At 64.7% G+C, this 26,309-nt stretch carries 21 protein-coding genes and 1 pseudogene; 16 read left to right on the forward strand and 6 right to left on the reverse strand.

Annotated features, from left to right (window positions below; translation table 11 throughout):
- Positions 1-91 precede the first annotated feature (91 nt).
- Entirely contained in the window at positions 92-1,192 is a 1,101-nt protein-coding gene (locus IV498_RS03945) for an ROK family glucokinase (protein WP_269045250.1), read from the forward strand.
- 113 nt (positions 1,193-1,305) lie between these two features.
- Here the strand turns inward: IV498_RS03945 and IV498_RS03950 are convergent, their stop codons facing one another.
- On the reverse strand, positions 1,306-1,848 hold the full coding sequence (locus IV498_RS03950; protein WP_269045251.1) for a hypothetical protein: 543 nt from the start codon (positions 1,846-1,848) through the stop codon (positions 1,306-1,308).
- Positions 1,838-2,587, reverse strand: coding sequence for an alpha/beta hydrolase (locus IV498_RS03955; protein WP_330059155.1), 750 nt, complete (start codon positions 2,585-2,587; stop codon positions 1,838-1,840). The genes IV498_RS03950 and IV498_RS03955 overlap by 11 nt, the downstream gene beginning before the upstream one ends.
- A gap of 189 nt (positions 2,588-2,776) precedes the next feature.
- Between IV498_RS03955 and IV498_RS03960 the strand changes: the two are divergent.
- Together IV498_RS03960 and IV498_RS03965 are read left to right on the forward strand one after the other, a co-directional pair.
- A pseudogene (locus IV498_RS03960) lies at positions 2,777-3,457 on the forward strand (lysophospholipid acyltransferase family protein); the annotation flags it as partial.
- Positions 3,458-3,879: 422 nt separating this feature from the next.
- The gene (locus IV498_RS03965; RefSeq protein ID WP_269045253.1) at positions 3,880-5,277 is read left to right on the forward strand and encodes a class II 3-deoxy-7-phosphoheptulonate synthase; all 1,398 of its coding nucleotides are present in this window, start codon (positions 3,880-3,882) and stop codon (positions 5,275-5,277) included.
- Between the two features lie 42 nt (positions 5,278-5,319).
- Here IV498_RS03965 and pknB read toward each other — a convergent pair whose 3' ends face one another.
- Both pknB and IV498_RS03975 read right to left on the reverse strand, forming a co-directional pair.
- Entirely contained in the window at positions 5,320-7,380 is a 2,061-nt protein-coding gene (gene pknB, locus IV498_RS03970) for a Stk1 family PASTA domain-containing Ser/Thr kinase (protein ID WP_269045254.1), read from the reverse strand.
- A 75-nt stretch (positions 7,381-7,455) separates the two neighbouring features.
- Positions 7,456-8,832, reverse strand: coding sequence for a LysM peptidoglycan-binding domain-containing protein (locus IV498_RS03975; RefSeq protein WP_269045255.1), 1,377 nt, complete (start codon positions 8,830-8,832; stop codon positions 7,456-7,458).
- 198 nt (positions 8,833-9,030) lie between these two features.
- Here IV498_RS03975 and IV498_RS03980 point away from each other — a divergent pair, with 198 nt between their 5' ends.
- Positions 9,031-9,384, forward strand: a complete 354-nt coding sequence (locus IV498_RS03980; protein WP_269045256.1) for an Rv2175c family DNA-binding protein — start codon at positions 9,031-9,033, stop codon at positions 9,382-9,384.
- A gap of 91 nt (positions 9,385-9,475) precedes the next feature.
- Here IV498_RS03980 and IV498_RS03985 read toward each other — a convergent pair whose 3' ends face one another.
- Together IV498_RS03985 and IV498_RS03990 are read right to left on the reverse strand one after the other, a co-directional pair.
- A complete protein-coding gene (locus IV498_RS03985) occupies positions 9,476-10,594 on the reverse strand; it encodes a polyprenyl synthetase family protein (RefSeq protein WP_269045258.1) in 1,119 nt (372 codons plus the stop codon).
- A complete protein-coding gene (locus IV498_RS03990; protein WP_269045259.1) occupies positions 10,591-11,184 on the reverse strand; it encodes a hypothetical protein in 594 nt (197 codons plus the stop codon). The genes IV498_RS03985 and IV498_RS03990 overlap by 4 nt, the downstream gene beginning before the upstream one ends.
- Before the next feature lie 166 nt (positions 11,185-11,350).
- Between IV498_RS03990 and dinB the strand changes: the two genes are divergently transcribed.
- The 12 genes from dinB to murG all read left to right on the forward strand — a co-directional run bounded on the left by dinB (position 11,351) and on the right by murG (position 26,299).
- Complete coding sequence (gene dinB / locus IV498_RS03995; protein WP_269045311.1) at positions 11,351-12,616, forward strand: DNA polymerase IV; 1,266 nt, start codon at positions 11,351-11,353, stop codon at positions 12,614-12,616.
- A 179-nt stretch (positions 12,617-12,795) separates the two neighbouring features.
- Positions 12,796-13,161, forward strand: a complete 366-nt coding sequence (locus IV498_RS04000) for a DUF3040 domain-containing protein (RefSeq protein ID WP_269045260.1) — start codon at positions 12,796-12,798, stop codon at positions 13,159-13,161.
- A 312-nt stretch (positions 13,162-13,473) separates the two neighbouring features.
- Entirely contained in the window at positions 13,474-13,905 is a 432-nt protein-coding gene (mraZ, locus tag IV498_RS04005; protein ID WP_269045261.1) for a division/cell wall cluster transcriptional repressor MraZ, read from the forward strand.
- 301 nt (positions 13,906-14,206) lie between these two features.
- Positions 14,207-15,205: a 16S rRNA (cytosine(1402)-N(4))-methyltransferase RsmH gene (gene rsmH, locus IV498_RS04010; protein ID WP_269045262.1), complete on the forward strand. Its 999-nt coding sequence runs from the start codon at positions 14,207-14,209 to the stop codon at positions 15,203-15,205.
- Complete coding sequence (locus IV498_RS04015; RefSeq protein WP_269045264.1) at positions 15,202-15,861, forward strand: hypothetical protein; 660 nt, start codon at positions 15,202-15,204, stop codon at positions 15,859-15,861. The genes rsmH and IV498_RS04015 overlap by 4 nt, the downstream gene beginning before the upstream one ends.
- A 182-nt stretch (positions 15,862-16,043) precedes the next feature.
- Positions 16,044-17,753 carry a peptidoglycan D,D-transpeptidase FtsI family protein gene (locus tag IV498_RS04020; protein WP_269045312.1) on the forward strand — a complete coding sequence of 570 codons (1,710 nt, stop codon included), beginning with the start codon at positions 16,044-16,046 and terminating at the stop codon, positions 17,751-17,753.
- Positions 17,754-17,851: 98 nt separating this feature from the next.
- Positions 17,852-19,606 carry a UDP-N-acetylmuramoyl-L-alanyl-D-glutamate--2,6-diaminopimelate ligase gene (locus tag IV498_RS04025; protein ID WP_442951275.1) on the forward strand — a complete coding sequence of 585 codons (1,755 nt, stop codon included), beginning with the start codon at positions 17,852-17,854 and terminating at the stop codon, positions 19,604-19,606.
- Between the two features lie 6 nt (positions 19,607-19,612).
- Positions 19,613-21,121 (forward strand): UDP-N-acetylmuramoyl-tripeptide--D-alanyl-D-alanine ligase, encoded by a 1,509-nt coding sequence (locus IV498_RS04030; protein ID WP_269045266.1) that lies wholly within the window; start codon positions 19,613-19,615, stop codon positions 21,119-21,121.
- Positions 21,118-22,230 (forward strand): phospho-N-acetylmuramoyl-pentapeptide-transferase, encoded by a 1,113-nt coding sequence (mraY, locus tag IV498_RS04035; protein ID WP_269045267.1) that lies wholly within the window; start codon positions 21,118-21,120, stop codon positions 22,228-22,230. Before IV498_RS04030 ends, mraY begins: the two co-directional genes overlap by 4 nt.
- Entirely contained in the window at positions 22,227-23,771 is a 1,545-nt protein-coding gene (gene murD, locus IV498_RS04040) for a UDP-N-acetylmuramoyl-L-alanine--D-glutamate ligase (RefSeq protein ID WP_269045268.1), read from the forward strand. The genes mraY and murD overlap by 4 nt, the downstream gene beginning before the upstream one ends.
- Positions 23,772-25,172 carry a putative lipid II flippase FtsW gene (gene ftsW, locus IV498_RS04045; protein ID WP_269045269.1) on the forward strand — a complete coding sequence of 467 codons (1,401 nt, stop codon included), beginning with the start codon at positions 23,772-23,774 and terminating at the stop codon, positions 25,170-25,172.
- Positions 25,169-26,299: an undecaprenyldiphospho-muramoylpentapeptide beta-N-acetylglucosaminyltransferase gene (gene murG, locus IV498_RS04050; RefSeq protein ID WP_269045270.1), complete on the forward strand. Its 1,131-nt coding sequence runs from the start codon at positions 25,169-25,171 to the stop codon at positions 26,297-26,299. The genes ftsW and murG overlap by 4 nt, the downstream gene beginning before the upstream one ends.
- Positions 26,300-26,309: the final 10 nt, after the last annotated feature.

Raw genomic sequence — 26,309 nt, forward strand, 5'->3', positions numbered from 1 at the left:
GCTGGCGCGGCATTTTTACCAAAAGTCCGTTTGGCCGCGTCAAGCCCACCGGTATCCGGGAACGCCGCGGGAGGTCAGTAGACTGACAGGGATGTCTGAGAACTTTCCCCGCCCTGCGCCGCGCCCCGCCGGCTACCTTCCGGCCGCCTGGAGCAACCGTCCCACCGTCGGGCTGCGCCAGCACACGCGGCTGCCGCATCGATTTCCGCGGCGGCTGGCGGGGCGCGGGCTGGCCATTGGCATCGACATTGGCGGCACCAAGGTGGCAGCCGGTGTGGTGGATGCTCAAGGCACCGTTTTGGATGAACGACGGCGGCAAACACCGGGCAGTGAGCCGCGGGCCGTTGAAGCCACCATCCTGGAGCTGGTCCGGGAACTTTCGACCGATCACCGCGTCGCCTCGGTGGGAATAGGCGCTGCCGGCTGGATGGACCTTTCCGCGAGCACGGTATTGTTCAGTCCGCATTTGGCCTGGCGGAATGAGCCGCTGCGCGCCAACCTGGAAAAACTGCTGCGCCGACGGGTGGTGCTGGCCAACGACGCCGATGCCGCCGGATGGGCCGAATGGCGTTTTGGCGCTGGAAAGGGCCAGTCCCGGCTGGTCTGCATCACGCTGGGCACCGGAATAGGCGGGGCCATGGTTATGGATGGCCGGCTGGAGCGCGGACGGTTCGGTGTGGCGGGCGAATTTGGACATCAGATCATCATGCCGCAGGGACACCGCTGCGAATGCGGCAACCGGGGCTGCTGGGAACAATACGCATCGGGCAACGCCCTGGGCAGGGAAGCACGCGAACTGGCCCTGGCCAATTCCCCTGTCGCGCAGGAGCTGCTGCGCGCTGTGGGCGGTAACGCCGCCGCCATCACGGGGGCAGTGGTAACCGAGCTGGCCCAAGCGGGGGATGCCGCCTCCCGCGAGTTGGTGGAGGACGTCGGTGACTGGCTTGGACTCGGGCTGGCTAATCTCGCTGCCGCCCTGGATCCAGGGAAGTTCGTTGTCGGTGGAGGCCTCTGCGAAGCCGGGGACTTGCTGCTGCTGCCCGCCAGAAGGTCGTTCGCCCGGAATCTGACCGGCCGTGGGTTTCGCCCGGCCGCGGAAATCTCCATGGCCGCGCTCGGACCCCGGGCGGGGATGATCGGTGCTGCTGACCTTTCCCGAATCACCGGCCGCGTCCTCGCGAAGGGAAGCTGACGCCGCCACGCGCCGATGACGGTCCTAACCCGCTTTTGCGGTGTTGGTCAATACCGCTTTAGAGGCCAAGGACCGCTTGTGCGGGGGCGGGCCGCTCATGTGCCCCGGCGGTCTCAGAGAACTGCGCCGTCGTCGCCGTTGTCTTCACGCTCGGCCGGCAATCGGAACATGAGGTAGCCGGCCGAGATCACGAAGACGGCGATGATTCCGATGATGGCTGTCAGAGGCGCATTGCGCCACAGAATTGCGGCCATCAGGAGCCCGATGGGACCACCCACCGCACCTATCCAAGCCAGAATCAGGGCCGGCTCGATGTTGGAGAGGGATTCGGGTTCCTGCGGTACGAATCCGTCGTCGTCGTAATCCGCGGAATGCCCTCGATGATCCCAAAAGGTGCCGCCGTCCTCGGCGGGGGTCTCCCCGGACCATGCGTCTGAGTGTCCCGACCCCGTTTCCTCTGGCGTGGCAGGAGCTGTTGGGCGCTGTGGTGGCGCCGCGATGCCCAGCGGATCGAAATCCCGGAAGGAATTGGCTACAGGAGCGTCGGGGTAATCGCTGGAGGTTTCCTCCAATCTGGCCACCAGATCGAGCCAAACGGCCTCATCGTCGCGGTTGGCGCTCGGGTCCGGCGGGTTCTGTTCTGGTTTATTGACCACCGGCGTGCTCCCGGAAGAAGTGGGCGGACCGCTCGAAGATCTGGGCCGCATCGTTGTCCATGGTGGCGACGTGGTAGCTGTTCTCCAACGTCAGGACCTCGAGATCCTGCGTGCCGATGCCGGACCGCAGGGCCAGCATGCTCGTCTCCGGAACCACCCGATCGATGCTGGAGCGGAAGACGAGCGTAGGTACCCGGACTGCGGGCAGGCCGGCAACGGTATCCGAAAACAACTTGGACAGTTGGTGAACGGCGGCCACCGGGGTGCGGCCGTAGGCGCCCTCCGTGACACCGGCAAGTTTGATGTCATCGCCAATGGCCGGAACACTTTTCAGAACATACTTCAGCAGTCCGGAGTACCGGGCGCGCGGGTCGCTGAACGATAATGCCGGATTCACCACCGCCACCCCCGCGACCGGATGGTGCTGAGCCAGGCGCAGGGCCAGCGTCCCGCCCATGGACAGTCCCGCCGCGAACACGACATCGCACTGGGCAGCCAACTGCGAATAGGAATCTTCGAAAGCGGAATACCACTGCTGCCAGCGGGTCCGGGCAAGATCCTGCCAGCTGGTGCCGTGACCGGGAAGCAGCGGCAGGCTAACGGAGAATCCCTGCTCCGCCAGGTACTCCGCCCAAGCCTGCATACTGACGGGAGAGCCGGTGAACCCGTGACTGAGGGCTATTCCGATGTGTGCCAGATCCCCATGGCCGGCACTCGTGAAGGGCCTAGGGGCAGGCATGGCCATCCCGGCTGGCCACAGAAACTCTCATAGCCCTATCGTGTCACTATTCCCGTGTTTGTCACTAGAGTAAGGTTGCACTGACGTGCCGATCAGATCAGCAGTACCCGGTGGTGCCCATTGTGCAGTCCCGCCAGCAGCCCGGTCAGCGCAGTTCCGTCGGGAGAGGCACCAGGAGGGAAACGCCGCGTGTTCTATTGGGTGATGAAGCGGATATTTATTGGTCCGCTGCTGAAATTGTTGTTCCGACCGTGGATCAAGGGGCTGGAGAACATCCCGGTGGATGGTCCAGCTGTTCTCGCCAGTAACCACCTGTCCTTTTCGGACTCAATTTTCATGCCACTGATGGTGCCGCGGCCGGTGGTGTTTCTGGCCAAGTCGGAATATTTCACCGGCAAGGGTCTCAAAGGCAATCTCACTGCGGCATTTTTCCGCTTGACGAATCAGCTGCCGATGGACCGCTCCGGCGGCACCGCCTCGGTCACGTCGTTGGATTCCGGAATGCAGATCCTCAAGGATGGCGGGTTGCTGGGGATCTATCCCGAAGGTACGCGGAGCCCGGACGGGAAGCTGTATCGGGGCAAGGTGGGGGTAGCCAAGTTGGTGCTCAGCACGGGAGTACCAGTCATTCCGGTAGCCATGATCGGGACGGACAAGGTGCAGCCGATCGGCCGGCGAATTCCCAATATTCGCCGGATTGGGGTGATCTTCGGTGAACCCATGGATTTCACCCGCTATCAGGGTCTGCAGAACGACCGGTTTGTGCAACGCTCCGTGACGGACGAAATCATGTACGAACTGATGCGCCTTTCCGGCCAGGAATACGCCGACGTCTATGCCAGCAGCGTGAAGGAGCGGCTGGCTGCCCGGAAGTCCGGAAAGCTCGGCGGCGCCAAGGCCGGTAAGGGGACGTCCGCGGCCGGCAAGGACGCGGCGGGCGGCGGGACCGGTGGAACAGGCAGTCAGGGTGTCCAACCCGGAACCGTCTCTGTCATCGGCCAACCGAAGAGCCCGGCGGGAACCGGGCCGGGGGCACCGGGTGCTGCTGCGGACGGCGGTGTCAACGGGGCTTCCGGTGATGCCGCGGACAGCGGTGTCAGCGGGGCTTCCGACAGCGCTGCCAAATTTGGAACGACCCCGCCGGATGGTGGCGCAAAACCGGACAATGCGGCCGGCGGCCCCGCTGCCGAGGCCGCCCGGTCGGTTCCGCCGAATGCTGCTACATGACGGGGTGCCGGAATGCGTTACGCTCGCTGTCTTCCGGAGAGCCCGATAGCAACTAGGCTTTAAGGGTGACCGATATTTCAGCGCCTCCCCGTTCCAGCCAGCCTGCCAGTCCTGCCCAAAGTGGCGCTGCGGACTATCCGGGCCTGGACGACTGGCGTGCGCTGCCGGTTTCGCAGCAGCCGCAGTGGGCCGATGCGCAGGTCTACCGGGCCTCGGTCCGCGAGCTTTCGGTGCTGCCGCCCCTGGTCTTTGCCGGAGAGGTTGACGTCCTTCGCGACCGTTTGGCCCAGGCAGCGTTGGGCAAAGCCTTCCTGCTGCAGGGTGGCGATTGCGCCGAGACCTTCGGCGGCGCGACGGCGGACAGGATCAGCGCGCGGGTCAAAACCATCCTGCAGATGTCGGTGGTGTTGACCTACGGCGCCTCGCTCCCGGTGATCAAAATGGGCCGGATGGCCGGTCAGTTCGCCAAGCCACGATCCTCCAACGATGAAACGCGTGATGGCATCACGCTGCCGGCATTCCGCGGGGATATCGTCAACGGGTACGAGTTCAGCCCGGAGTCCCGTGCTCACGATGCTTCCCGCATGCTCAAGGCGTACCATACGTCCGCCTCGACGCTGAATTTGATCAGGGCCTTCACCCAAGGCGGATTCGCGGATCTGCGCTTGGTGCACCAATGGAACAAGGGATTCACCGAAAATCCGGCGCACGCGCTCTACGAATCCCTGGCCAAAGACATTGACCGGGCCATCAAGTTCATGGCCTCCTGCGGAGCGGACTTTGAGGCTCTCAAACGGGTCGAATTCTTTGCCAGTCACGAGGCCCTGCTGCTGGACTATGAACGGGCGCTGACGCGGATCGATTCACGCACCGGCCTGCCCTATGACACCTCTGGCCACTTCCTCTGGATCGGCGAACGCACCAGAGAACTGGATCACGCGCACGTCGACTTCCTCTCCCGGGTTCGGAATCCGATTGGCGTCAAGCTCGGCCCGAACACCTCCGGCGACGACGCTTTGCGGCTGATCGACAAGCTGGATCCGGATCGAGAGCCGGGGCGGCTGACGTTCATCACCCGAATGGGCGCAAAAAACATCAGAGAGAAATTGCCGCAGCTGGTTGGCACCGTCACGGACTCCGGTGCCAAGGTGCTCTGGGTTACGGACCCGATGCACGGTAATACGGTGACATCCCCGAACGGATACAAGACCCGCAATTTCGACGACATCATTGATGAGGTTCGCGGCTTCTTTGAGGTGCACCGTGAGTTGGGGACTGTCGCCGGCGGTCTGCATGTGGAGATGACGGGCGACGACGTTGCCGAGTGCTTGGGCGGCGCGGACCCGATAGACCAGGAGGCGTTCCTGGAGCGCTACGAGTCGGTCTGCGATCCCCGGCTGAACCACATGCAGTCACTGGAGATGGCATTCCTGGTCGCCGGCGCGCTGTCCAAGCGCCCGTAAGCTGCCTCGCCGTGCTCCGGAACCTGGCGGGGCAGGCCGGCGCTAGACCACCGTCAGCGTAATGGTCGATCCCTCGGGGACTTCCTTGCCGACCGGATTCTGTGCCCGAACAGTGCCGAAGAACCCGCCGAGAATGTTGTTGACCTTGACCTCAAAGCCGAGCTGCTGCAGGTCCCGGATAGCCTTGGACGCCTGCTTGCCGACATAGTTCGGTACTTTCACCAGCTTGGGGCCCTTGGAGATGGTCAGCGTCACCTTGTCCCCGCGGGTGAGACTGGTATTGCTGGGGTCCTGGGAAACCACGGAGCCGGTCGGCACGTTCGTATCGAAGACCTTCTCCGCTGCGGCCTGGGGGGATAGGCCAAGATCGCTGAGCTGCTGAATTGCTTCGTCCTGGCTCAGGCCCACCACGCTCGGCACCGGAATCGGTGTGGGTCCCTTTGAGACGACCAGATCCACCGGCGTGGCGCCGCGGGCTTGCGCATCCGGCGCCGGATCTTGGCTGAGCACCACGGAGGCCGCCTTGTCCTCGTCATACTGCTCCGTCACGGTGCCGACGGCCAACTGAGCATTACGCAGGGCGGCGGTTGCCTCCTCCAGCGTCCCGCCCACGAGCTGCGGCACGGAGTACAGCACGGGCCCTTGTGAGACCAGCAGCGTGACGGGTTGGAACTTGCGCTGTTGAGTGTTCGCACGGGGTTCGCTCCGAACCACCAGCCCCTGCTGCACGCTTTCGTCGTGGACGTCTTTGCTGGTGGAGGTCAATCCCTGTTCCTGCAGCAGCGCCTGTGCCTGAGCCACCGTTTGGTTCTGGACATTGGGGATCGTGGCCAGGGCGCCCGGCCCCAGCCCGAAGAACCAGCCGGCGACGGCCAGGAGCACAGCCAGCAGCAGGGCCACGATCAGCAGGGTGGCGCCCCGTCGCCGCGGATTTCCGCGGCGAAGTTCCTGGACCGGGATGGCGGCAGCACGGGCGCGTGCCGCGGCGGCGGCACGCGCCTGCCGTTTCTGCTCACGCTGGGATTCGCCGGCGCCGGTAAACTCCAGCGGACCGGTTTCATCCGGGGGATAAAGTCCGGCGGCATATGGCCGCGCATCGGCGGCGGGGCGGCGGTCGATGGGCAGCACGGAGGTGGGATGGGTACCCCGACTCAGCATTTCGGTGGGCCGCGCTACATGCGCAGTCATCGCCGTCGTGCTTTCATCCCCGGCTGTCCGGGAGCCTGCGGCTGCTGCGCCGCGGGTATAGTCCAGTTCCTCGTCGCTTAGCGTGGTGCGGATGTGCCGGAGGTCCTCCAGCAGCGCGAAACCATCCGCGGGGCGGGATTCGGGATCCTTTTCGGTACAGTAGCGCACCAGCTCGTCCAGATCGGCAGCGAGGCCCGGCAGGGCAGCCGACGGCGCCGGAACGCTGGAAGTCACATGCTGCATGGCCACCCGGACGGGGAGCTCACCGCGGAAAGGCTGCTCCCCGGTCAACATCTCGTAGGCCATGATGCCGACCGAATAAATGTCGCTGCGGGCGTCCCCCGGCCGGCCGTCCAACAGTTCCGGCGCGAGGTACGCCACTGTACCTATCAGCGTGCCCGTGTTCGTCGTCGTCGTAACCGCGCGGGCCAGACCGAAGTCGCCAACCTTGATCCGGCCGTCGTCGGAAACCAGGACATTTTCGGGTTTGACGTCGCGATGCACGAGACCGGCTGCGTGGGCCGCGCCGAGGCCTTCGACGACGGCGTCCAGATAGGCCAGCGCAAGCCGGGGCGTCAGGAACCCTTGGCGGTCCAAAACGTCGCGCAGGGTATGCCCGCGGATGTATTCCATCACCAGGTACGCCAGCGTTCCGTCGTTGCCCTGGTCCAGCACGCCCACCACGTGTGGATGCGAAAGGCGGGCGGCGGCCTTCGCCTCGCGGCGCAACCGGTCCAAAAAACTGTTGTCTGTGGCCAGGTGTGGATGCAGGACTTTGAGCGCGACGTTCCTGTCCAGCCGCAGGTCCGTGGCCAGATACACGGTGGCCATACCGCCACGGGCCACCTTGGAATGGACGTGGTAGCGGCCATCGACCAAGGTGTCGACGAGGGGATCTGACGGCTGTTCGGACACCCTTCGATCCTAGAGGCTCAAACGACTTGGGCCGGATCCAACACCCGATCCGGCCCTTTTCGTTATCTTGACGCCCTAGCGGAACTGCCGCGCAAGGGCCTTGACGTTGGCCACATACGCCTTGGTGTCGGCGTACATTCCGTTCCGGGCCACCGAGGTTTGTCCCTGGTAGTAGCCGGCGATTGCGTTGTCCGTGGAGCTGGAGGTCGCAACTAGGGCGCGGATAATCGCCAGGCCGGCAGTCGCGTTGTCCTGCGGATCCAGCAGGTTCAGGTGCCGTCCCACCAGTTCGGAGGCCCACTGGCCGGACTGCGGAATCACCTGCATGGCGCCGATGGCGTTGGCCGGGGAGACGGACTGGTGGTTGAAGCCGGATTCCTGCCAGCCGAAGGCCATGGCCAGCGCCGGATCCACACCCATACGCCGGGCGGTGGCGGCAATAATCAGTTTCATTTCATGCGGAGACGGCACCGGGGCGGCCATCAGCGCCGCCTTGTTGGCGTTCGCCTGGCTGACGACGGCCTCCGGATAGGTGTAATTCAGGAAGGTCCCCGGCACCAGGGGAATCGGTGCCGCACTGCTGGCCGCCGCCACGCGTCCCGGAATGGTCAGCGTCCGACCGGCATAGATCACGGTCCTGGCCGACATGCTGTTGGCGTGCATCAGGGCCGCCAGCGTGAGGCCGTGCCGGGCCGCAATGGAGGTCAGGGTGTCCCCGGACTTGATCGTGTACCGGCCGGCCGACGACGACGGCGCGGCTGCGGGGGCCGGGGCGGCGTGCTGAACCGGTGCCGCGCGCGGAGCCGGAGCGGCGCCACCGGCGCCACCGAGCCGGATGGACTGGCCCGGGTAGATGATGGAACTGGCGCTCAGTCCGTTCAACCGCAGGACCGAGCTGACGCCCAGTCCATGCCGTGTGGCGATGGCGCTGATGGTGTCGCCGGGCTTGACTGTGTAGCTGGCACCGGCCGACGGTCGGGGAGCGGGCGCGGCGGTATGTGCCGGGGCAGTGGGCGCCGCGCTGTGCCCGTTCAGCCTGATTTTCTGGCCGGGATGGATCAGGGTGGCCGGACCGAGATTGTTGAGCTGGAGGACCGCAAAGACATTCAGGCCGTAGCGGGCGGCGATCGCGCTGACGGTGTCGCCGGCAACCACCGTGTACTGGGAAGGAATGGAGACCCGGGCGTGCGCGAAAGAGGCGGGGAGGGCCGTGGAAACCAACGCCGCGGGTGTATGCGCCGCGCGTGCGGCGATCAGGGCCACGGTCTTCTGCCGGGCCGCAGCCAGTGCGGCCGGACTGGCCGTCAGCGGCGCTGTCTGCGGTTGAACGGCCGCGGCGGGCTGCGCCAGCGCCAACGAGGACAACATCACAACCGGCAGGGTCGCGGCGGTGACAGCCATCAGCTGTCTCACTGATTTCTGGCGCGGTGGTGACTGGCGTGCGGAAGTCATGGATGGTCCTCATCTACGGGGCGGAGGGTGCTTGTGATGCCAATGGTTGTCATGATGCGAAAGTGACTAATGTGAATTTACACGAGTTTCTCCATAGCACAACGTTTTGCCTGACAGCCGCATCAGCAGCCGCGGAGTGTCGTCGTTGTGCTATGCACGGAAGTAGGCCGCCGACGGCGAATGTGGCACCCTTGTCAGGTGAGTACTGTAGAAAGCCTGGTTGGCGATTGGTTGCCCCTGCCCGATGTGAGTGAACTGCTGAATGTGTCCATCACCAAGGTCCATGGCCTGCTGGATGACCGTTCGCTGCTGGCGCTGCGCATTGGCGAGCGGAAGATCCGCTCCGTGCCGGCAGGCTTCTTTGTCGGTTCCCAGGTCCTGGACAGCCTTAAGGGAACGATCTCGGTTCTCGTTGATGCCGGATTCACCGACGAGGAAGCCATCGTGTGGCTCTTTACGGACGATGAATCCCTGCCTGGCCGTCCGGTGGACGCGCTGCGCGAAGGCCGAAAAACGGAGATCCGCCGCCGGGCGCAGTCACTCGCCTGGTAACCGACCTGGATCAGCGGTTCGCCGGGGCTTGAACTCTCGGCGTATCGACATGCTGTGGCTGGCAGCGCATGCGCTGCAAGGCTGCGGACGGTCAGGATTTGCCGATGGCCGCCTCAGCCAGCAGGCGCAGGGATGTTGCCGGAACACCCCCGATGTCCAGGGCTTCCAACGCCGTGAACGCGGCGGAACTGTAGCTCCCGATCAATATTTCGGTGGAGGCCAAGGCGCCTGAGCCGGAGATGATCTGCCGAATGCGCCCAATTTCGTCTTCCGTCAGGTCCTGGATGCCTAATCGTTCGTCGACGAATGTGGCCTGCTCCGGGCTGGCCTTTTCGAGCGTGTAGCCCACCAGCACGGTCCGCTTTCCTTCGCGCAGATCATCGCCGGCCGGCTTGCCCGTATTGGCCGGGTCGCCGAAGACGCCCAGGATGTCGTCGCGTAATTGGAAGGCTTCGCCCAGCGGCATGGCGAACGCCGCATATCCGGCCAGCAGGCCGGCGCTGCCGCCGGCCATGGCGCCGCCGAGGACCAACGGGTGTTCGGTGGAGTACTTGGCGCTTTTGTAACGGATAATTGCCTGCGCTCTTTCGACCGCGCCGGCGGGTGGCTTCGAGGGCCCGGAAACCTCTTCCAGGATGTCCAGGTATTGTCCCGCCATGACCTCGGCCCGCATCACATTGAAGACCTCGCGGGCATGAGTGCCGGCGGCAGTGGCTTCCCCGATGCCGGCGAACACTTCCTCGCTGAAGGAAAGGCAGAGGTCACCGGCCAGGATGGCGGCGGCGTGTCCGAAGCGCTCCGCATCCAGCACCCAGCGGTGGCGCTGATGCAGCTGGCTGAAGCGGCGGTGGACGCTGGGCGCGCCGCGCCGGATGTCCGAACGATCAATTATGTCGTCGTGGATAAGGGCGGCCGCCTGGAAGAGTTCAAGTGCTGCACCGGCGTCGACAATTCCGCCCGCATCCGCTGAACCCCCGGCGCCCCGCCAGCCCCAGTAGCACATCAGGGCACGCAGCCGTTTTCCGCCCGAGACCAGTTCGCCGATGGAATCGAGAAGGGCAAGAGTCTCGGGGGATATTCGCCTCAGCATTCCGCGTTTCGAATTCAGGAACTCCGCGAGCCTGGCCGCCACTGCCGCAACATATTGAGCCTGCTCCGCTTCGGTGCCTTCTTCGTGGCCGTCCGCCCGGCCTAAGGGGGCGGTGCTCACTTCAGCGACGCCGTCAGCACGCTGGCACTGACGCTGACAGTGGCCAGCCGTCCGGACGTTACTAAGGACACGGTGGCGGTCTCCTGACCGTTGCTGCGGACAAAATCTCTGGACGGGGTCGATCCCACCGTGTTCCCCGGCAGAGCCTTGAAGCCGTGCCGTTCCAACACCTGAATGTAATAGGTCGCGATGTCGGTATTGCTGGAGCTGCTGGAAGCCACCAGCGAAACGATGCTCAGTTGCCTGCCGCGCTGGACCGAGGAGGATTCGACAGTGGCCCCGGGCATCACCGGAATCAGCGTGCGGGGAAAGTCGGGGACCAGCGCGCCGACCGTGGCGGCGGCCGTGCCCGTCGTGGACGCAGGGGACGTTTCTGAGGCCGGCCCCGTGGTGCTGGTGGGCCGGGCGCTGACGGCGGCACCGGCCGCAGCCGAAGCACTGGAAAAGCTCGCCACTTGCTTGGACGCGACGGGTGGCGTGCTGGCGGATGACGCGCCAGCCGTTCCGCTGCAGCCGGCCAACAAGAGGACCGCAGCGAGGCCGGCGATGGAGATCCCGCCGGGGCGGAGGGGTCGGGGTCGGTTCAACATTGCTGGTCCTTAGGCTTGGGAGTCTGTTGGCCAGTCTAACGAGAACCTCCTCCGGCACTGAACCTCTGGGGCGGTGCGGACGACGTCGGCTCCTGATTCTAGAATGGCTGTTGTGGAATCGAATCAGTCTGAGCAGGTGGCGGCTGGTCCCCCACCGCGGGAGGATGTGGGGGCCGCCGCAGCCTCGGCTGAGCACCGCAGCGCTCATATTCTCCATGTTGATATGGACGCGTTCTTTGTCTCGGTTGAATTACTTGATGCTCCACACCTGCTGGGCCGACCCGTCATTGTAGGCTTTCCCGCGGGCCGCTCCGTAGTGCTGTCGGCCTCCTATGAAGCGCGGGCAGTGGGCGTCCACTCCGCGATGCCGATGGCCGCCGCGATGCGGCTCTGTCCGGCGGCCGCCATTATTGAACCCCGCCACCAGCTCTATTACGAGGTGTCCGGCCAGCTGATGGAGATTTTTAATTCCATCACAGATCTGGTGGAGCCGCTGAGCGTCGATGAGGCTTTCCTGGATGTCGCGGGTTCGATGCGCCGGCTCGGCCCACCGCTGGCCATCGGTGCACTGATCCGGCGGCGGGTCGCTGCGGAGCTGGGCATTACCGCTTCCGTAGGTATAGCGTCCACGAAATTCGTCGCGAAGATTGCCTCCACCCGGTGCAAACCGGACGGAATGCTGCTGATTCCGCGGGACGAGACAGTGGCGTACCTGCATACTCTGCCGGTGCAGGCACTTTGGGGCGTTGGCCAAAAGACAGTCCAACTGCTGGCCAGGCTGGGTATCCATTCGGTGGCCGATGTCGCAGCGACGCCTCTACCGGTGCTGCGTAAGGTGTTGGGCGTCACCGGCGAACACGTGCACCGGCTGTCCTGGGGCATCGATCCCCGTCCCGTGACGCCGGTCCGGGCGGAAAAGAGCATCGGGGCGGAATCAACGTTTGCCACGGACACCTCCGATGACGCGGCCCTCAAGCGTGAGCTGCTTCGATTGGCTCACCGCAGCGCGGAGCGCCTGCGCCAATCCGGCGTCGTGGCGCGCACCGTGGTGCTCAAGGTCAAGTACGCGGACTTTTCAGTGCTGAGCCGCTCGCGCACCGTGGGCTCACCCGTGGACAGCGCACAACTGCTCTATGCCACGGCGGTACAGCTGCTGGAAGCACTGGGGGACAGGCCGATGACGGTGCGTCTGATCGGGCTGCGGGCCGAAGCGCTGGAACCGGCCGGGCAATCGTCGTTCCAGCTCAGTTTGGACCGGCGTGAGGACAACTGGAGGACGGCGGAGGCTGCCCTCGATGCGGTGGCGGCCAAATTCGGCCCGCGGAAAATCGTTCCGGCCAGACTGCTGGAGACCAGAACGGCAGCACGAACTTCAGCGCCGAAAACGGGATCGACAGCGCGAGGCGAAAATACCGGTGGAGCACCGCGCTGAGGCGACCGGTCACGGGCTGTTGCACCGTTGCTGGGACGGGTTTCAGTTCCGTCCAAACAAGCCTATTCTTAGTTCTAGGCAGTGAGCTTGGAAGCGAGGCGTCGGCAGGGAACTAACCTTCCGGCGTCGTTCGTTACTTAGGATGAAGTCCCCACGGTAATGACCTGAAGGAGGTCGAGATGCCCCTTTCGGAGCACGAGCAGAGGTTGCTGGACCAGCTCGAGCAGCAGTTGCACGCCGAAGATCCCAAATTCGCCAGTTCATTGGGCTCGGATCCGGCGCGGTTATTGTCAACTCGGCACATTGTCATAGGTGTGCTGGTTGCAATAGCAGGCGTTCTCATCCTTCTGATGGGAGTGGCTTGGCAGTTCATTCCGCTGGGCGTTGCCGGCTTTGTCGTGATGGGGGCGGGCGTTTACTTCGCCACGCTGCGCCGAGGAGCGCTCCGATCGTCCGGCGGCAGTGCCGGGCGTGGCGGAAAATCCAAAAGCTCGTTCATGAGCAGCCTGGAAGAACGATGGGATCAGCGGCGGCGCGGCGAGTAGCCCGGGTCCAAGTGACGTAACTTCACCCTCCACATTCCACCACCGGACGAGGCGGTGGCTCGAAAAGACCCGCGGTAGCGGGTCTTTCGCATTTAAGCTCGCCCGCAGGTTCGGCGCAACGGCCGTGCCGCTGAAATCCCTCCACCGGCCACCCACCGCCGGTTCGCAGCTCTGGCGCGGGTCCTCATCGCAACACGCCCAGCCGTTCCCGTATGTGGCGTTGACCGTGGGGCATTGTGGAGTAAAGTGGAGCAAGTAAGAGGGTGGTGGGTATGAGTGGTTCTGCAGGTGGGTCTCTAAGAGGGAGTGGCGATGTTTCTCGGAACGTATTCGCCGCGTCTCGATGAGAAGGGACGAGTCATTCTTCCGGCCAAATACCGCGAGGAACTGGCCGAAGGGCTGGTGCTTACGCGTGGGCAGGAGCGCTGCATCTACGTCTTCTCTCGGGCTGAGTTCGAGAAAACCCACGAACAGATGCAGAGGTCTCCAATCTCCTCCCGGCGGACACGTGATTATCTCCGGGTTTTCCTGTCGGGCGCCTCAGACGAGGTTCCGGACAAGCAGGGACGGGTGACCATTCCGCCGGCGCTGCGGGACTATGCCGGTCTTGACCGTGAGCTGATCGTAATTGGGGTCGGGGCCCGGGCAGAGATCTGGGATGCCACGGCTTGGGTGGACTACCTTGCAGCGTCTGAGGACTCCTTCTCCGATACGGACGAGGAAAACATGCCGGGCATCAACTGACGGCCTTCGCAGCGGTACGAATCAACGCAGGTACGAATCAACGCAGGTACGAACAATCAGCAGTACAACGGTGAAACTAACCAGCAAAAGATGCCTCACCGGCAGCACCACGACGAAACACGGACAGCAGGGTTCTTGAACGAGATCTCCAGCCGCCCAGCACTCTCAACCTGGCTCACCTTCCCCGGAGCCAGGCGGAGCAGGGCTCGGCGCGGATGGGGATCTGGCTTAAGAAACGGCTCGTCGGCACCGAGCCGGTGCCGGGCGGGCTGCAACTCAGGATTCAACGCAAGGAGACGGCATGACGGGGAACGAGGCAACGCCGCCCACTGCGGACCGTCACGTTCCCGTCCTGAAGGAGCGTTGCATTAGTCTCCTCGCACCGGCCATCGAACTGGCCATCGGCGCCGACCGCACCCCTGTCGTCGTCGATGCGACATTGGGCATGGGTGGCCACAGCGAAGCGCTCCTGCAGCGCTTTCCACAGCTGCATCTGGTGGCCATCGACCGTGACACCGAAGCGCTGGCGCTGGCGGCTGAACGGCTCGCCCCATTCCAACAGCGTACCGATTTGGTTCATGCAATCTACGACGAGATCGGCGATGTGCTGGCGGACTTGGGGTTCGACGGCGTCGACGGCGTTCTGATGGACCTCGGCGTTTCCTCGCTGCAGTTGGACGAGCGGGAACGCGGCTTTGCCTACTCCTACGACGCTCCGCTCGATATGCGGATGGACACGAGCCGGGGCCGCACCGCCGCTGACGTCGTCAACGGCTACAGCGAAGAGGACCTGGTGCGCATCATCCGCCGTTGGGGTGAAGAAAAGTTCGCCGGTCGAATTGCGAACCGGATTGTGGCAGCCCGGGCCCAGGCACCTTTGCGCACCACCGGCGAGCTGGTGGAGCAGATCCGTCAGGTCGTGCCTGCCGCGGCCGCCCGGACCGGTGGACATCCAGCCAAGCGGACCTTCCAGGCCTTACGCATCGAAGTCAACGAGGAACTCGACGTACTGGAGCGCGCTGTCCCGGCCGCAGTGGACGCGTTGGTTCTGCATGGCCGCTGCGTGGTTATGTCCTACCACTCGCTGGAGGACAAGATCGTCAAGACGGTCTTTGCCGCCGGCTCGAAATCGTCCGCTCCGTTGGGCTTCCCAGTGGAGTTGGAAGAGCATAAGGCCGTGCTCAAGATGCTGACCAAGGGCACCGAAGTACCCACGGCCGCCGAAACGGCAGAAAATCCGCGGGCGGCCTCGGCCCGGCTGCGGGCAGTGGAACGAATCCGAAACAGGAGAGCAGCATGAGCGCCGCGGCACCCAGTAATTTTCAGTCGATCCTCGGCAATACGGCGCGTACCCTGCAGGGTTTCGGGCCGGTCCCTGCCCGGCCGGGGACCGATGGCCAGGAGACGGCCAGGGTGCGAACGCCGCTCTCGCTCGTCGCCGGGACTCCGCGCAGGCGGCGCACACCCTTCGTCGTCTTCTGCTTCCTGACCCTGGTGGCCGCGCTGATGACCGTTTTGGTGCTCAATATCTCGGTTTCCAGCGGGCAGTACCAGCTGGTGCAACTCACCGGGCAGCAAGCGGACCTGCTCAAGGCCAATCAGGATCTGACACAGCAGGTGCAAAACGCCGAAGCTCCCCAGAATTTGGTCGCCAAGGCGGCAGAATTGGGAATGGTCAGTTCCAACTCGATGGGTCAGATCAACTTGAAGACAATGGCAATCAGCGGCAGCCCCAAGCCCGCCACCGCGGCGGATAAGCCTATGACCGTCATGGCACCTCCGGCCGTCGACGGGCAGCAGGCGGCGGCTTCGGCCGCTGCGGATCCGGCGCCGGCTTCGGCACCGGACCCGGTCATGGTGCCGGATACCGCGGTGCCGGCAGCACACGTCGTGGCCCCTCCGGCGGAGGATCTCCACGGCGGCAGCATTCCGTCGCCCCAGCAGAAGCACGGCTAGGGCGGCGCTGCCGAATACATGGCAGCCTGGCGGGGTGCTGCCACCAGAAATGCAGCTTGTCTGCGAAGGCTAGGTAATGAGGAACAGCAGTGGCACCCACTAACAGCAGAGGCCGGAATTCCACCCTCCGGTCCCGGACCGCAAAGACCGCTACCCGCCGGTTGAGGATTGGTCTGGGCCTGATGCTCGCTTTGCTGCTCATCATTACCGGCAAGCTGTTCCTCGTGCAGGGGCTTGATATGGGTGGCATGGCTGAGGCCGCGATCAGCCAGCGCACCGTGGCGCAGACACTTCCGGCCACCCGCGGGGAGATCGTCGACGCCAATGGCAAAGTCCTTGCGCGCAGCGTGATTCGCTACGACATCACGGTCTCACCGAAGAACAATACCGACGCCGCATCGTTCAATCGCCGCAACGCCGAGGGAAAAGTAGAGGAGATTTCCCGGGATCAGGGTATTGCGGAGCTGACCTCCGTGCTGGGGCTCTCCGAGACGAACGTCCGAAAAGCTGTGACAGGGAATTCCAACTTTGCCTACGTCGCCAAGGGCGTCACACCGGAGCTGGAAACCAAAGTGATGGCGCTGGGGCTGCCGGGCATTTATGCGCAGCCGACCAGCCAGCGCGTGTATCCACAGGGTGCGGTGGCCGGAAGCCTGGTGGGATTCCTTGGCTCCGATGGCACGCCGCTGGCCGGGCTGGAACAGACCATGAACCAAAAACTGACCGGTACGGACGGTTCCCGCACCTACCAGCGCGGCGCGAACGGCATCGTCATCCCGACGGCACCGGACGAAATCACGCCCGCTGTTGACGGCCAAACGGTGAAGCTGACCATCAACAGCGACATTCAGTATTATGCCCAGCAGGCCATCAACGACCAGGTCAAGAAATTCAGTGCACAATGGGGCAACATCGTTGTGGTGGAGGCCAAGACCGGCAGGATTGTGGCCATGGCGGACAATAACACCGTGGATCCGAATGACCCCGGTGCCACCGCCGCCATTGACCGCGGTGCGCGTTCCGTGACTGCCGCCGTCGAGCCCGGTTCCACCGAGAAAACCGTTACGGCTTCCGCGGCGATCAACGAAGGCAAGATCACCCCAATCTCCCATGTGCTGGTGCCGCCGACGTACAGCACCCACGGGCAAACCTTTTCGGACGCCTTCGAGCACGGTTACCAGCGGCGGACCTTCGCCGGCATCATCGGCGATTCCATGAATACCGGAACCGTGATGGTGGGGGAGCAGTTGAGCAAACAGAAGCGCTACGACTACCTGCATAACTTCGGCATCGGGCAACGCACAGGCATTCCCCTGCCGGGGGAGAATAAGGGCATTCTGGCACAGCCGGAGCAGTGGGATGGCAGGCAGGAGTTCACCGTGCTCTTTGGCCAGGGCGTCTCCCAGACCCCGCTGCAGACCGCCATGGTTTATCAGACCATTGCCAACAACGGTGTCCGGCTCAAGCCGCAACTGATCGATTCCTACATTGATCCGGATGGCACCGTGCATAAGGTGGCCCAGCAGCCCGGTACCAAGGTCATTAGCCCCCAAAGCGACCAGCAGGTTAAGGATCTCCTGGAGAGCGTGGTCACCGCCGGCGACGCCAAGGACGTCAAGGTTGCCGGCTACCGGGTGGGAGGCAAGACCGGCACGGCGGAGGCGCCGAAGGACAATGGTGTGGGGTTCGAGGGTTACACCGCATCGTTCGTCGGGATGGCTCCAATGGAGGATCCGCAGTACGTGGTGCTGGTGACGGTGCAGCGGCCGCAGGGAAATATCTACGGTATTTCACAGGCGCCGGTGTTTAATTCCGTAATGGGACAAGTCCTGCACACCTACAACGTTCCCCCGTCCACCACCAAATCTGTCGCATTGGCGCAAATGTACTAGCGCATGGTCCTGATGCATCGCGCTGATGCGCCCAGTTGTACGGCCCAATCCACCCGACCGGACGCCTGAATCCGGGCAGAAGCCAGCGGAGCATTATCGTGACTGAAAATCAGAACTCCACGCCCGAGGGCGAACCATCCCTGCGGCCGAACCAGGTCCGTCCGCGGGAGTTGGCGGAGATCGCGCGGCACTGCGCAGCGGCTCTTCAGGGCGGGGGCGGCATCACAGTCACGGGACTGACCTTGGATTCGCGCATGGTTCGCCCGGGCGACCTGTACCTGGCCTTGCCTGGCGCGAAGGCGCACGGCGCCGACTTTGGCGTGCAGGCGGTGGAGGCGGGTGCGGCGGCAATCCTGACCGATGCCGACGGCGCCCGCCGGCTCAGCAGGCTTCGTCCTTTTGCCGAGGCCGGGCAGGCGGAGCAGGCGGAGCAGGCCGAGCATAACTCCGGCGTCGGTCTGCAGGTCCCGGTGCTGACTGTGGACTCTCCGCGCAGCGTCATAGGCAGCCTCGCGGCCCTCATCTATGGTCCAGCGGACCGGGAGCCGGCCATGCCGCTGCTGGGGGTCACGGGGACGAACGGCAAGACCACCACCACCTACCTGATCAATTCCCTGCTGCGGGCTTTGGGCCGGACCACCGGTTTGATCGGCACCATTGAAATCCTGGCCGGATCGGCCGCCATCCCCAGTCAGCTCACGACTCCGGAGGCGCCGGACGTACATGCGCTGCTGGCGCTGATGCGGGAGCGAAAGCTGGACGCCGCTTCGATGGAAGTTTCCTCGCACGCGCTCTCCTTCGGTCGGGTGGACAGTGTGGTTTTCGACGCCGCCGGCTTCACGAACTTGACCCAGGATCATCTGGACCTGCACGGCACGATGGAGGAGTATTTCGGCACGAAAGCGGAGCTGTTCACGCCCGAGCGGGCCCGGCATGCGGTCATAACGGTCGACGACGAGTGGGGACGGCAGATGGCAGCGGCCAGCCGCATTCCGACGACGACGCTGCTCACCACCGGAGACGATTACCCGGGTGGCGCCGGATCCGCCGTACCCGGGTCTGGGAACGTCTGGCGGGTCACCGACGTGCGCGCCCAGGGACTTGGCAGTTCATTCGTGCTGCGCTGCGGCGATGGCCGGGAGCTGCGTGCCGCCACCGGATTGCCGGGCCGCTTCAATGTTTCCAACGCCGCACTGGCGGCGCTGATGGTGCTGGCCAGCGGAGTGCCGCTGGAATCGGTGCAGGCAGCGCTGGATGACCATGACCCGTTCACGGTCCAGGTCCCGGGCCGGATGCAGCTGGTGGGCCGGAAGCCGGCAGCCCTCGTGGATTTTGCCCACAACCCCGATGCGCTGGAGCTGGTGCTGCGGGCCGTCAGGCCAACGGTTGCACCCACCTCCGGTGCAACTGCCGCACCGACCTCCGAAAGCGAAGCGGCGGATGCCAAAGTAATCGTGGTTTTCGGCGCAACAGGGGCGCGGGACGCCACGAAGCGCCCCACCATGGGAGCCATCGCCGTCCGGCTTGCCGATGTGGTGATTATCACCGACGATGACCCGCATGATGAGGACGCGGCCAGCATCCGCCGGGACGTGCTCGCCGGCGCCCGGATGGCCAACGCCGACGAAGCGCTGAACCGGGAGATCCTGGAGGTGTTTCCCCGGGCGGACGCCATTTTCAAGGCCGTCGAACAGTCCCGTGAACAGGACATCATCGTGGTCGCCGGGCGCGGACATGAGGTGTGGCAGGAGGTCCAGGGCGTGATGCTGCCGTTGGACGACAGGGTGGAACTGCGCCGGGCGCTGACGCACTTCGGATTCACCCCGGAACCCTTTTCCAAGATAGAGTCCTAGATCGAGATGATTGAACTGAGCGCGGCGGACATCGCCGCAATAACCCATGGACGACTGAGCGCAACCGCGGTGCCCGAACTGCGGATTGCGGTTTCGGCGATCGTTCCGGACTCCCGCGAGGTTCGTTCCGGCTCGCTTTATGTCGCCAAGCCCGGGGAGTTCTCCGACGGCCATGACTTCCTTCCGGCCGCCTTCGCTGCCGGTGCCGTCTTGGCGCTTTCGGAGCGCGATGTCGCGGACGACGGCGGTGCAGCCTTTCCGGCGGTGATCGTCCAGGACGCGGTGTTGGCGATGGGTGCCCTCGCCGCCGAGGTGGTGCGCCGGATCCGCGCCGCGGGTCAGCTGACGGTCATCGGCATTACCGGTTCGGCGGGAAAGACCACGACAAAGGACCTGCTGGCCGGCGTCCTGTCCCGGCTGGGCCCGACGGTGGCGCCGCAGGGTTCCTACAATGGCGAGGTGGGCGTTCCACTGACGGTGTTCGGAGCCGACCTCTCAACCCGGTTCCTGGTGATCGAAATGGGTGCCACGAAGATTGGCCATGTGGGTTACCTGGCATCGCTGGTGCACCCGGACATTGGTGTGGTGCTGGGGGTGGGCACCGCGCATGCCGGGGAGTTTGGCGGGGTGGAAAACATTGCCCGGGCCAAGGGTGAACTGGTCGAATCGCTGTCCCCGTCCGGGTTCGCTGTACTCAATGGCGATGACAACCGGGTGCGTGCCATGGCATCCCGGACGTCGGCCCGCGTTGCGCTCTTTGGCACCGGCAGCCAGGTAGGCAGCGGCGCCGCAGCGCGCCTCGGACCGGCTGCAGTGGCGCTGGACGCGACCACGGACCGGCACGGACACCCGGTTTTCGACCTGCGGTTTACGGATGAGCCGGAGGGTGTTCGCCATGCCCTCTCCAGCAAGCTGCTTGGCCTGCACCATGTGACGAATCTGCTGGCCGCAGCCACCGCGGCGCATCTGGCGGGAGCGTCCCCGGAACTGATCGCGGAGTCGCTGAGCGGGCAAAAAGCCGCCAGCCGCTGGCGGATGGAACGCACCGAGCGCGATGACGGCGTGAGCGTCATTAACGATGCCTACAACGCCAACCCGGAGTCCATGCGGGCCGCGCTGCGGACGCTGGCCGAACTCGGCCGCACCGACGGCAGCGCCGAACGGCGCACCTGGGCCGTGCTCGGACCGATGCTGGAGCTAGGCGAGGACTCCATCAACGCCCACGACGCGATCGGCAGGGTTGCTGTTCGTTTGAACATCTCCCGTCTGGTGGTGGTGGGAACACCGGCCCGTGCCATGCATGTTGCGGCGGTGATGGAAGGGTCCTGGGGGGACGAGTCGGTCTTTGTTGAGGACGCCGAGGCAGCCTATGAATTGCTGGCCCGCGAACTTCGTCCCGGGGACATCGTTCTGTTCAAGTCCTCCAACGGTGCCGGGCTGCGATTCCTGGGGGATCGGATAGCATTGCCAACAACCGGCCAACCCGCCGACCCCGAAGGGACGAGGACGCCATGATTGCTTTGCTCATCGGCGCCGGTCTGGGACTATCCCTGGCCATGATCGGCACCCCGCTCTTCATTCGTCTGCTCGTCAACAAAGGCTACGGCCAGTTCATCCGTGACGACGGACCTACCTCGCACCACACCAAACGGGGCACGCCCACAATGGGCGGCGCCGTCGTCGTCGGCTCGGTGGTCTTCGCCTACCTGATCACGCATCTGGTGCTGTGGATGATCAATCCCACGTCCTCCGGTCCCAGCGTCTCCGGCTGGCTGCTGCTGTTCCTGATGGTGGGAATGGGCATGGTGGGTTTCCTGGATGACTTCATTAAGATCAGGAAACAGCGCAGTCTGGGACTGAACGCCAAAGCGAAACTGATCCTGCAGGCCGCCGTCGGCATCACCTTCGCGGTGTTGGCACTGAACTTTCCAAACGAACTGGGCCAGACGCCGGCCACCACCAAAATCTCCTTTGCCCGAGACATTCCGGGCCTGGACCTTGCTTTCGGCGGCGCGGCCCTTGGCGTGGTGCTGTTCGTGATCTGGTCCAACCTGATTGTCACAGCCGCCACGAATGGGGTGAACCTGACGGACGGCCTGGACGGGCTGGCCGCGGGCGCATCGGTGATGGTCTTCGGGGCATACACCCTGATGGGCATCTGGCAGAGCAACCAAGGCTGCGGATCCGTCCGTGCCAGCACACACAACGTCTGCTACGACGTGCGTGACCCGCTGGACCTTGCGCTGCTGGCGGTGATCATCTTCGGGGCGCTGATCGGCTTCCTGTGGTGGAACACCTCGCCCGCCAAAATCTTCATGGGCGACACCGGCTCGCTGGCCATTGGTGGTGCCGTGGCCGGCTTTGCCATCCTGTCCCGGACCGAAATCCTGCTGGCGATCATCGGCGGACTGTTTGTGCTGATCACGCTCTCGGTGATCATCCAGGTGGGGTTCTTTAAGCTCACCAAAGGACGGCGCGTGTTCAAAATGGCGCCGCTGCAGCATCACTTTGAGCTCAAGGGCTGGGCCGAGGTCACAGTGGTGGTGCGGTTCTGGATCCTCTGCGGCCTGATGGTGGCCGTCGGCCTGGGGGCCTTCTATGCCGAATGGATTGTGCAAATATGACTGCCGCCAGCCGGCTCGATGCGCTGCAGAGCTGGGATGACGACTGGTCCGGCCTGCGGGTAGTGGTCACCGGAATCACCAAAACGGGATTCTCCGCCGCTGATACGCTCGCCGAGCTCGGCGCCAAGGTGGTGGTGGTGGCCGCCTCGGACGACGACGACGCAGTACGGAAGGCGGAAACGCTGCGGATTGTGGGTGTTAAGGACGTTCTGCTGGGTACCGCGACGTCCACCGTGCTGCCTTTGGTGGATGGTCGACCTGCCGACTTGGTGGTGACCAGCCCCGGACTGCGGCCCTCGCACCCACTGCTGCAGCGCGCGGCCGGGGAGGGTATCCCCATCTGGGGCGACGTCGAGCTGGCCTGGCGGCTGCGGACCCGGGCCGGGCGGAAGACGGCCGAGTGGATCACCATCACCGGCACCAACGGCAAAACCACGACCACCTCGATGGTCGAGTCGATGCTGCAGGCCGGTGGCCTGCGCGCCATCGCGGCCGGCAACATTGGAACCCCCATTCTGGATGCCATCCGGGACCCGGTTGGCTATGACGCCCTGGCCGTCGAACTGTCCACCTTCCAGCTGCACTGGACTTCCTCGGTGTCGCCGGTGGCCAGCGTCTGCCTCAATATTGCCGAAGATCATGTGGACTGGCACGGCTCCTTTGAGGATTACGCCGCGGACAAGGCCAGGATCTACGCCAATACCAGGACTGCCTGCGTCTACAACGCTGACCAGATTGAGACCGAGCGGATGGTGGAAGAAGCCAACGTTGTTGAGGGCTGCCGTGCCGTGGGATTCACCACCGGTGTGCCGGCCATCAGCATGGTTGGGGTGGTCGAAGGACTGCTGGTGGACCGGGCCTTTATCGCCGAACGCAAGGATTCCGCCGTCGAACTGGCCTCCGTTGCGGACATTGGAGAGCTGGTGCCCCGACATCTGGTTGCGAACGCCTTGGCCGCCGCCGCGCTGGTGCGGGCGTATGGGTTGGAACCGGACGCCGTGCGTGAGGGCCTGCGCCGCTACGAACCCGGCGAGCACCGGATCCAGCCGGTGGCCACGCGGGATGGCGTGCTCTGGGTCAATGATTCCAAGGCCACCAACCCGCACGCCGCGGGCGCATCGCTGGCGGCTTTTTCGCCGGTGATCTGGATTGCCGGCGGCCTCTCCAAAGGGGTGGATTACGGCCCGCTGGTCTCCAGCCACGCCGCCAGGCTGAAGGCAGTCGTGCTGATCGGAACGGACACCGCGGCGCTGCGGGTGGCATTGGCGCGACACGCACCGGATGTCCCCGTGATCGAGGCGGGCAGCCCGCAAACTGAAATGGTGCAGACAGTTTCGGCACCGCCCGACCTGGGGCGGGCTGTCATGGCCGGGGCCGTGGCAGCAGCAGCCCGGCTTGCCGCGGCCGGGGACACCGTGCTGATGGCACCGGCCGCTGCATCAATGGATCAGTTCTCTTCCTATGCTCATCGGGGCGACGCGTTCATCGACGCCGTCCGGAAGCTGCTGGAAGGGCAGGCGACGACCAGCAAGGAGCTTTAAATGGTCACCACGCCCGTTAGGCCAAACCTTCGCGGCGGGACCCCGTCCACCGCACGGGCGGCATCGACCGCCGCATCCGCTTCGAAACGGTCCGTTCCTGCGGCGCTGCGCGCGCTCAAGCCCGCGCCCCGTCCGGGTGCCGGCCGGGATGGCCGTTCCGGTGCAGCCGGCAAACGCACCGGAGCCACCGCGCGTCCCGGATCCCAAACCGCCGCGCGGACCAAAGGCAATTCCAGTCTGCGTCGGTTCTTCCGCGAGTTCTGGCCCCGGGTGGAGGGCAGTAACCGGCCCAGCAACGGCTCCAGCTATTACCTGATTCTGGGCGCAACCCTGGCGCTGACATGCGTCGGCCTGATGATGGTGCTGTCCTCCTCCGCTGTTGAAGTGATTTCGCAGGGCAAGGACCCCTACAACCTGTTCCTGCGCGAGAGCGCCTTTGGTGCCTTTGGCGTAGTGCTGATGTTTGTGCTGTCCCGCACCAGCATCAGGCGGCTGAAGAAACTGGCGTGGCCGGCCCTGCTGTTGGCGATCGTGCTGCTTGCCATGGTGATCTTTACTCCACTGGGCGAGAGCGTTGGCGGAAACCGCAACTGGCTGCGCATCGGCGGCTTCAGCGCGCAGCCTTCGGAAGCGGCGAAGCTTGCACTTGCCCTGTGGATGGCCGCAGTGCTGGCACGCAAGGGGACGTTGATCCTGCAATGGAAGCACGCCATTATCCCGGTGGTCCCCGCGGCCGCTGTCGTGATCGGACTGGTGCTGCTGGGCCATGACCTGGGGACCAGCGTGATCCTGATGGGCATTGTGGCGGCTGGCCTGTACTTTGGCGGCGCCCGGGCCCGTTTGTTCATTCCGGCCGGCGTGTTCGGCGTGCTGGCCGCCGTCGTGCTGGCTCTGACCAGCTCCAACCGGACGTCGCGGATTTCCGGCTGGATGGGCAACTGTGATGACGGCAATGACCTCTGCCTGCAGGCCCGGAATGGCCTCTACGCGCTGGCATCCGGCGGCTGGTGGGGCGTTGGCCTGGGCCAGAGCCGGCAAAAGTGGAACTGGATTCCGGAGGCGCACAACGACTTTATTTTTGCCATTATTGGCGAGGAGCTGGGGCTGCTGGGGACCCTGGTCGTAGTCCTGCTCTATGGCATTCTGGCCGTCGCGATCTTCCGTGTGATCGTCCGGCACCGCGACCCGTTCATTCGGATAGTCTGCGGCTGCATCATGGCCTGGATCATCGGCCAGGCCTTCGTGAACATTGCCATGGTCACCGGGCTGCTGCCGGTGATTGGAGTTCCGCTGCCGCTGATCTCCAACGGCGGCAGTGCCCTGACTCTGGTCCTTGCCGCGGTCGGCGTCGTGCTGTCCTTTGCCCGTTCCCGTCCGGAAAGCGAAAAAATCCCTTCATGACCACCCCCTTCCCTTCCGCTTCCGGTGCCACTGAAGGCAGCCTTTCGGTTGTGCTGGCCGGCGGTGGCTCCGCCGGCCACGTCAGTCCGCTGCTGGCCATCGCGAAGGCACTCCGCCGCGCCCGTCCGGATGCCTCCGTTCTGGCCGTCGGAACAACATCAGGGCTGGAAACCCGGCTTGTCCCCGCGGCCGGCTTCGAGCTGGTCACCATTGACAGGGTTCCGTTCCCGCGCCGGCCCTCGGCGGATCTGCTCCGGCTGCCCGCACGACTGCGCGCGGCAATCCGGCAGTCGGGCGCCATTCTGGAGGACGCCAAGGCGGACGTGCTGGTGGGGGTGGGCGGCTATGTCTGCACCCCGATGTACCTGGCGGCCCGAAAGCGCGGCATCCCAATCGTGATCCATGAGGCGAACAGTAAAGCGGGGCTGGCCAACCGGCTCGGCGCGCGCTTCGCAAGCGCCGTGGGGACCGCTTTCGAGGCGGTCGAAATCAAGGACGGCCAGCTCGTAGGTATGCCCATGCGCCCGGAAATTTCCGGACTGGACCGGGCCGGTGCCCGCCAACAGGCCCGGGCCATGCTGGGACTTGAGCCGCAACGTGCCACGCTGATCATTACGGGCGGATCGCTGGGTGCCCAACAGATTAATCGCACGATCGCCGGTTCCCTACCGGCGCTCGAAGCTGCGGGTGTGCAGATGCTGCACATCACCGGTGCGGGCAAACAAGTGCTGGCCGCCGACGGATCCCCGCTGGCCGGTCCGCACTACCGTCAAGTGGAATACATCGACTCGATGGAACTCGCGTACGCCGCCGCCGATGTTCTGCTGTGCCGCTCGGGTGCCGGCACCGTCTGTGAGGTTGCCGCCGTCGGGCTGCCAGCGGTATTTGTGCCGCTGCCGGTGGGTAACGGCGAGCAGGCCCTGAATGCCTCCGCCCTGGTGGCAGCGGGTGCGGCCCTGCTGGTCAGGGACGCTCACTTCAACCCGGCCTGGGTCAGCGCCGAACTGCTGCCGCTGCTCGCGGACGACGCGCGGCTGGAGTCCATGGCGGAACACGGACGCAAACTAGGCATCCGGGATGCGGATGAGAGAATGGCACGGATGGTCTTGGAGGCAGCACAGCGATGACGGCAGATAC

The sequence above is a fragment of the Paenarthrobacter sp. Z7-10 genome, assembly GCF_026932795.1.
Lineage (GTDB): Bacteria > Actinomycetota > Actinomycetes > Actinomycetales > Micrococcaceae > Arthrobacter_M.

What these genes read in the sequence shown, in the direction of transcription:
- IV498_RS04030 (WP_269045266.1), top strand. Translation starts at nt 19,613, where the DNA reads ATGATTGAACTGAGCGCGGCGGACATCGCCGCAATAACCCATGGACGA.
- IV498_RS03990 (WP_269045259.1), bottom strand. Translation starts at nt 11,184, where the DNA reads ATGTTGAACCGACCCCGACCCCTCCGCCCCGGCGGGATCTCCATCGCC.
- mraY (WP_269045267.1), top strand. Translation starts at nt 21,118, where the DNA reads ATGATTGCTTTGCTCATCGGCGCCGGTCTGGGACTATCCCTGGCCATG.
- IV498_RS03955 (WP_330059155.1), bottom strand. Translation starts at nt 2,587, where the DNA reads ATGCCTGCCCCTAGGCCCTTCACGAGTGCCGGCCATGGGGATCTGGCA.
- ftsW (WP_269045269.1), top strand. Translation starts at nt 23,772, where the DNA reads ATGGTCACCACGCCCGTTAGGCCAAACCTTCGCGGCGGGACCCCGTCC.
- mraZ (WP_269045261.1), top strand. Translation starts at nt 13,474, where the DNA reads ATGTTTCTCGGAACGTATTCGCCGCGTCTCGATGAGAAGGGACGAGTC.
- IV498_RS04015 (WP_269045264.1), top strand. Translation starts at nt 15,202, where the DNA reads ATGAGCGCCGCGGCACCCAGTAATTTTCAGTCGATCCTCGGCAATACG.
- IV498_RS04020 (WP_269045312.1), top strand. Translation starts at nt 16,044, where the DNA reads ATGCTCGCTTTGCTGCTCATCATTACCGGCAAGCTGTTCCTCGTGCAG.
- IV498_RS04000 (WP_269045260.1), top strand. Translation starts at nt 12,796, where the DNA reads ATGCCCCTTTCGGAGCACGAGCAGAGGTTGCTGGACCAGCTCGAGCAG.
- IV498_RS03945 (WP_269045250.1), top strand. Translation starts at nt 92, where the DNA reads ATGTCTGAGAACTTTCCCCGCCCTGCGCCGCGCCCCGCCGGCTACCTT.
- murD (WP_269045268.1), top strand. Translation starts at nt 22,227, where the DNA reads ATGACTGCCGCCAGCCGGCTCGATGCGCTGCAGAGCTGGGATGACGAC.
- IV498_RS03975 (WP_269045255.1), bottom strand. Translation starts at nt 8,832, where the DNA reads ATGACTTCCGCACGCCAGTCACCACCGCGCCAGAAATCAGTGAGACAG.
- rsmH (WP_269045262.1), top strand. Translation starts at nt 14,207, where the DNA reads ATGACGGGGAACGAGGCAACGCCGCCCACTGCGGACCGTCACGTTCCC.
- murG (WP_269045270.1), top strand. Translation starts at nt 25,169, where the DNA reads ATGACCACCCCCTTCCCTTCCGCTTCCGGTGCCACTGAAGGCAGCCTT.